The 302-nt window shown below is 62.9% G+C and carries 1 protein-coding gene; it reads right to left on the reverse strand.

What is annotated here, in order from left to right; genetic code table 11:
- On the reverse strand, window positions 1-302 hold a 302-nt coding region (locus AC1DF8_RS36255), incomplete at both ends, for an outer membrane protein (RefSeq protein WP_478157627.1).

Consider the following 302-nt stretch of genomic DNA (forward strand, 5'->3'; position numbering starts at 1 on the left):
CCCTTGTATTCCCCTTGTATTCCACGAAGGTCGACCAGTTGTCGGTGACGCGGAAGTCGACGCCGGCCTGCGCCTGGAAGGTTACGCCGCCGAATTCGTAGTCGAAGGTCGTGCCCTGGGGACGGGTGACTTCGACATGCGGAATGTTCACGCCGACGCCGGCGCCAAGATAGGGGGTCCAGCGGCGAGCCGGGTCCTTGAAGCGATAGAGGCCGTTGACCGTCAGGAGATTCAGGCCGTCGGTGAATTCGAAATGCGTCCAGCCCGGCGAACGCGCCATGGTCTCGTCGTCGGCATAGACC

The sequence above is a fragment of the Rhizobium sp. 05N49 genome (genome assembly GCF_056396805.1).